The 4470-nt window shown below is 71.2% G+C and carries 5 protein-coding genes; 3 read left to right on the top strand and 2 right to left on the bottom strand.

Annotated elements, in window-relative coordinates:
- Positions 1-236: 236 nt before the first annotated feature.
- The gene (locus VGO20_RS06710; RefSeq protein ID WP_327501536.1) at positions 237-1118 is read right to left on the bottom strand and encodes a phytanoyl-CoA dioxygenase family protein; all 882 of its coding nucleotides are present in this window, start codon (positions 1116-1118) and stop codon (positions 237-239) included.
- A 32-nt stretch (positions 1119-1150) separates the two neighbouring features.
- Positions 1151-1849 (bottom strand): HAD-IB family hydrolase, encoded by a 699-nt coding sequence (locus tag VGO20_RS06705; protein ID WP_327501535.1) that lies wholly within the window; start codon positions 1847-1849, stop codon positions 1151-1153.
- Positions 1850-1895: 46 nt separating this feature from the next.
- On the opposite strand from VGO20_RS06705, the gene VGO20_RS06700 reads away from it, so the two are divergent.
- The 3 genes from VGO20_RS06700 to VGO20_RS06690 all read left to right on the top strand — a co-directional run.
- Positions 1896-2837: a nucleoside hydrolase gene (locus VGO20_RS06700; RefSeq protein ID WP_327501534.1), complete on the top strand. Its 942-nt coding sequence runs from the start codon at positions 1896-1898 to the stop codon at positions 2835-2837.
- A 177-nt stretch (positions 2838-3014) separates the two neighbouring features.
- Positions 3015-3800 (top strand): hypothetical protein, encoded by a 786-nt coding sequence (locus VGO20_RS06695; protein WP_327501533.1) that lies wholly within the window; start codon positions 3015-3017, stop codon positions 3798-3800.
- A 56-nt stretch (positions 3801-3856) separates the two neighbouring features.
- Positions 3857-4470: hypothetical protein (locus tag VGO20_RS06690; protein WP_327501532.1), on the top strand; the 614-nt coding region annotated here is incomplete at its 3' end.

Here is a 4470-nt window from a genome sequence, read left to right as displayed (position 1 = left end):
GCGCCCGAGCCCAAACGTTCGTTCCGAAGCGCTCATGGGCCCGGAAACCTCGTGCGAAAAACCATGACCTTAGGTTAGCGATTGCATGTCGTTCTTGCAATCGGCGCTCGAACGGATTGCCATCGCGCTCGTTTCTCCGCGGCGGAAAAGGACCCCGCGGCGGCGCGAAAGGAAACGAACGTACCTTGAGCGGCGGCAGCCGGGGCCGCGGCCCCCGTCAGGCGAACCCGCCCCCGTCAGCCGAACCCCCGGAACGGCAGCTCCGGGCCGCGCTGGAGCCAGTTGGCGGCGGCGTAGCGCGCCCTGCCGTCGACGGCATGCAGCGTGTAGGCATGGCGCGAGCGCTCGCTCCGGTTCGGGCCGCTGCGGTGGGGCAGCAGGCCGTGGAGGGCGACCAGCGTGCCTTTCGGCGCCTCCAGCGGCACGAAGCCTCCCCCGGGCCCGTCCTGCGGCCAGGGCGCCGGGTCCACCGTCACGTGCTCGACGCCCCCCCCCGGGCCGCCCTCCGGTCCGCCTTCCGGCCGGCGCACGAAGCGGCGGCGCAGCGGCCCGCGGTGGCCGCCCGGCGGCGCCCACAGGCAGCCGTTGTCGCGCGTCGCGTCCTCCAGCGCGAACCAGAAGCCGATGCAGGACTGCGGTTCGGTGAACAGGTAGGTGGCGTCCTGGTGCGCCACGACCTCGCCGCCGATGCGGGGCTGCTTGAAGATGTACATGGACTGCACGAGCAGCGGTTCCGCCAGCCCGAGCGCGCCGGCGAGCGCCGCGAGCCGGGGCGTGCGCGAGAACCGGTCGAACGCCGGGTCGAGGTCGTGCAGCGCGTGGCCGATCTTGTTGATCGACAGTTCCTTCGGCTGCCTCAGGCGGCCCCCGGCGTCGAAGGCCTCCTCCTCGAAGAAGAAGCGGACCGTGCCGCCCGAGCCCAGCAGGTACTCGTCGAAGGTCGCGTCCTGGTTGACCGAGGAGAACACCGAGGCGACGCCGCCGGGATCGAAGCCGGCGACCAGCGCCTGCGCCCGCGCCACCAGCGCGTCGCACGCCTCGGGCGCAGCGAAACCCTCCAGGACGAGGAAGCCGTCGCGCTCGAACCGTTCCCCCGCGTCGCCCGGAATCCCGTCCATCGCCCGTCTCCCGCCCGCTTTCGCCCGCCGGCCTATACTATCGTCCTGTTGTGCAGCAGGTCGAGCATGGCCAGGTCGCTCGGCCGGTTGCCGTAGCCCCAGGTCTCGCCGAAGGGGCCGTGCTCGGCGAGGTAGCGCGCGACCCGCTCGGCCTTGGAGGCGCGCACGCAGTTGCCCCCGGCCATGCGCCCGGTCAGCACGCCGTCCTCGACCTCCAGCTCGGTCGCGAGCAGGTGGTCGACCGGCAGGCCGCGCAGCAGCACCGGCATGTAGATCGCGAGCGCGCCCGTCGCGACGACGATGCGCCGGCCGGCGTCGCGGTGGCGGTCGAGCTCGCCGCGGATGCGGGCGTTCCAGCGCGGCCAGCCGGCCAGCCGCTCGGCCGCGGCCTGGGCCTCGGCCAGCGGCACGCCCTTGAGCGTCAGCGCCAGCAGCACCTCCTTGATCGTGGTGCGCACGTCGCGCCCGCCATCGCCACGTCCACCGTCGCGGCGCCGGAGCAGGAAGCCCGCCCGGATCGCCTGGACCAGCGACAGCCGGGCCCTGCGGTAGCCGACGGTCTGCGACAGGAAGGGCAGCAGGCTGTCGCCGCGCACGAGCGTGCCGTCGAAATCGAAGAAGGCCGCGCCGCCGGCGGTCCGCTCCCGCATGCCGTCCATCCCGTCCTGGCCGTCCCGGCCGTCCCATCCTCGCCGTCGGCGGCCGTCCCCGTCCTGGGGTTCGACCGCCATATGCGCTATACCGCTGCGGCAGATCCGATGGAAGGGGGCAGACGCCATGGCCGCGCGGCCGATCATCATCGACACCGATCCCGGCCAGGACGATGCGGTCGCGATCCTGCTGGCGCTGGCCTCGCCGGAGCTCGACGTCCTCGGGCTCACCACGGTGGCCGGCAACGTGCCGCTGCACCTCACCTCGCGCAACGCGCTGATGGTGTGCGAGCTGGCGGGGCGGCCGGACCTGCCGGTCTTCGCCGGCTGCGACCGGCCGCTGCTGCGCCGCCTGGTGACGGCCGAGCACATCCACGGGCGCACCGGGCTCGACGGCCCCGACCTGCCGGAGCCCTCGATGGCGCTCCGGCCCGGCCACGCCGTCGACTGGTTGGTCGAGACGCTGATGGCGGCGCGCGAGGGGGAGGTGACGCTGTGCCCGCTCGGCCCGCTGACCAACGTGGCGCTGGCGCTGGCGCGCGAGCCGCGCATCGCGTCCCGCATCCGCGAGATCGTGCTGATGGGCGGCGGCTTCTTCGAGGGCGGCAACATCACGCCCGCGGCCGAGTTCAACATCCATGTCGATCCCCACGCGGCGGCGGCGGTGCTGGGCAGCGGCGTCCCGGTCGTGATGATGCCGCTCGACGTGACGCACAAGGTGCTGACCTCGCGCGTCCGGCTCGATCGCTTCCGCGCCCTGGGCAACCGCGCCGGCCCGGCGGTCGCGGCGCTGCTGGACTTCTTCGAGCGCTACGACGAGGCCAAGTACGGCAGCGACGGCGGCCCGCTGCACGACCCCTGCACGGTCGCCTACCTGCTGCGCCCCGAGCTGTTCGCCGGCCGCCGGGTCAACGTCGCGGTCGAGACCGCGAGCGAGCTGACCATGGGCATGACCGTCGTGGACTGGTGGCGCGTCACCGCCCGGCCGGCCAACGCGCTGGTGATGCGCGACGTCGACGCGCAGGGCTTCTTCGACCTGCTGTTCGAGCGCATCGCCCGCCTGCCGTGAGGGGCGGCTGCGGGACGCCGGGGGATTGACCGTGGGCTGCCCCGGCTGTCCGCCCCGAAGGTGACATCTTCCTGCGGCCAGGCGTTGGAATGGTTCGCAGGCAGGAAAGTTTTAATACGTTTGGCGGGAGAAAAGGCCGATCGGGCGCTGGCAGGCGCTCACGGGGAGGAAGTGGTCGTGCGCAAGCGGGGCTTGGCGATCGTGGCGTCGATGCTCGGTTACATCGCTGTCGCGGGACACGCGGCCGCGGCGCCGATGCAGTGCACGGGCGTGGGGCGCGCCCATAGCTGGTCGGACGCCGTGTACCATTTCCTCAACCTCGCGTTCAACGATGGCCGACCGCCGGACATGGGCGCGCATCTGCACCGGCGGACGGGCCCCCTTGAGGTCGAGCTGGTCGGGTACTGGGGCGGCCGGGGGGGCATGGGGTATCGGGCGGAAGCCGGTCTGTACCAGACCCGTCGCCCGACCGGGCTCGCCAACAGGACGGTGCCGAAGGACGGCAACGTGATCGCCTTCCGGTTCGCAGACGACGAGCATCTGATGGCGAGGCTGAGGGAGCAGGTCGCAACCGTCTCCGCGACCGAGGCGGACGCCGCAGACGTCATTCAGCGCATCGGGGACGGAAGGCTGGTTTGCTGGATGGGTACTAAGAACGTCGACGTGGATGTGGTCGGAAAGGCCGTCGTCTACGTCTCGCCGGGTATCCACCCCCACCAGCAGGAAATGTGCCTCAACCAGTTCTGGATGGGGGCTCTTGGGCTGGCGGGCGCCTATCGGGGCGGGAGCCGGAAGATCGAGAGCGTCAAGGACTATCATGCCAAGCCGCTCATGATCCTCATGACCCCGATCGACAAATGCGCCCTGTCGATCGCCTACTCCCGGCATTTCCGGCCCGGGATGACGCTGCAGGAGATCCACGGCCTCGTCGAGGAGAAGGGCGAGGCGATCCTGGAGCCGTAGTAGGGACGCGCGTTCCCGGCCGGAGCGGGTGCATGGGGCGAGGCATGGAGTGCGGCATGGGTGCGTTCAGCTGGTTCTTCTGGTCGGTCGTCCTGCTCGCCTCCGTCCTCGCCCTGCTGTGGATGGCGCTGTCGGCGCGGCCGCGGCCGGCGCTGCCGTCGGCTTTCATGTTCACGACGGGGTTCCTGACGTCCGCGGCCGCCCAGGGATGCGCGCTGCTGCTGGCCCTGCGCGTGTCGGCGGTCCTCGAAGAGAACCCGCATGTCCAGATCTCGCCGGTCCTCGCCTTCGGCGCCCTCGGTTTCCTGGCCTTCGTGACGCAGGAGGCCGTGCGCTCGACCGTCGTCCTCCACTGCGACCGCCATGTCCGCTCCGCGGGCGCCACGCTGCTCGGCGTCCCGGACTGGGCCCGCTGGAGCGGGTTCGGGGCGTGGCTGGTCTTCCACGTGGCGGCCGTGGTCGGCGCCGTGGTGTTCAACGACCTCCCGGGCCCTGGCGAAGGCCTCCAGCCCTACCTGGGTATCGTCATGGCGATGATGGTCTCGGTGACCTTTCTGATTGCCGTCGATCTGGCGACCTCGTTTCTGTATCGACTGAAGGACGAAGGCTTTGGAAGCCGGATCCGATACCTGCTCGTATTCGGATTCGTATCGTCCCTGCTTCAGACCGC

The sequence above is a fragment of the Arenibaculum sp. genome, assembly GCF_035998295.1.
GTDB lineage: Bacteria > Pseudomonadota > Alphaproteobacteria > Azospirillales > Azospirillaceae > DASYHS01.
This window is presented reverse-complemented; position numbering and strand designations above follow the sequence as displayed.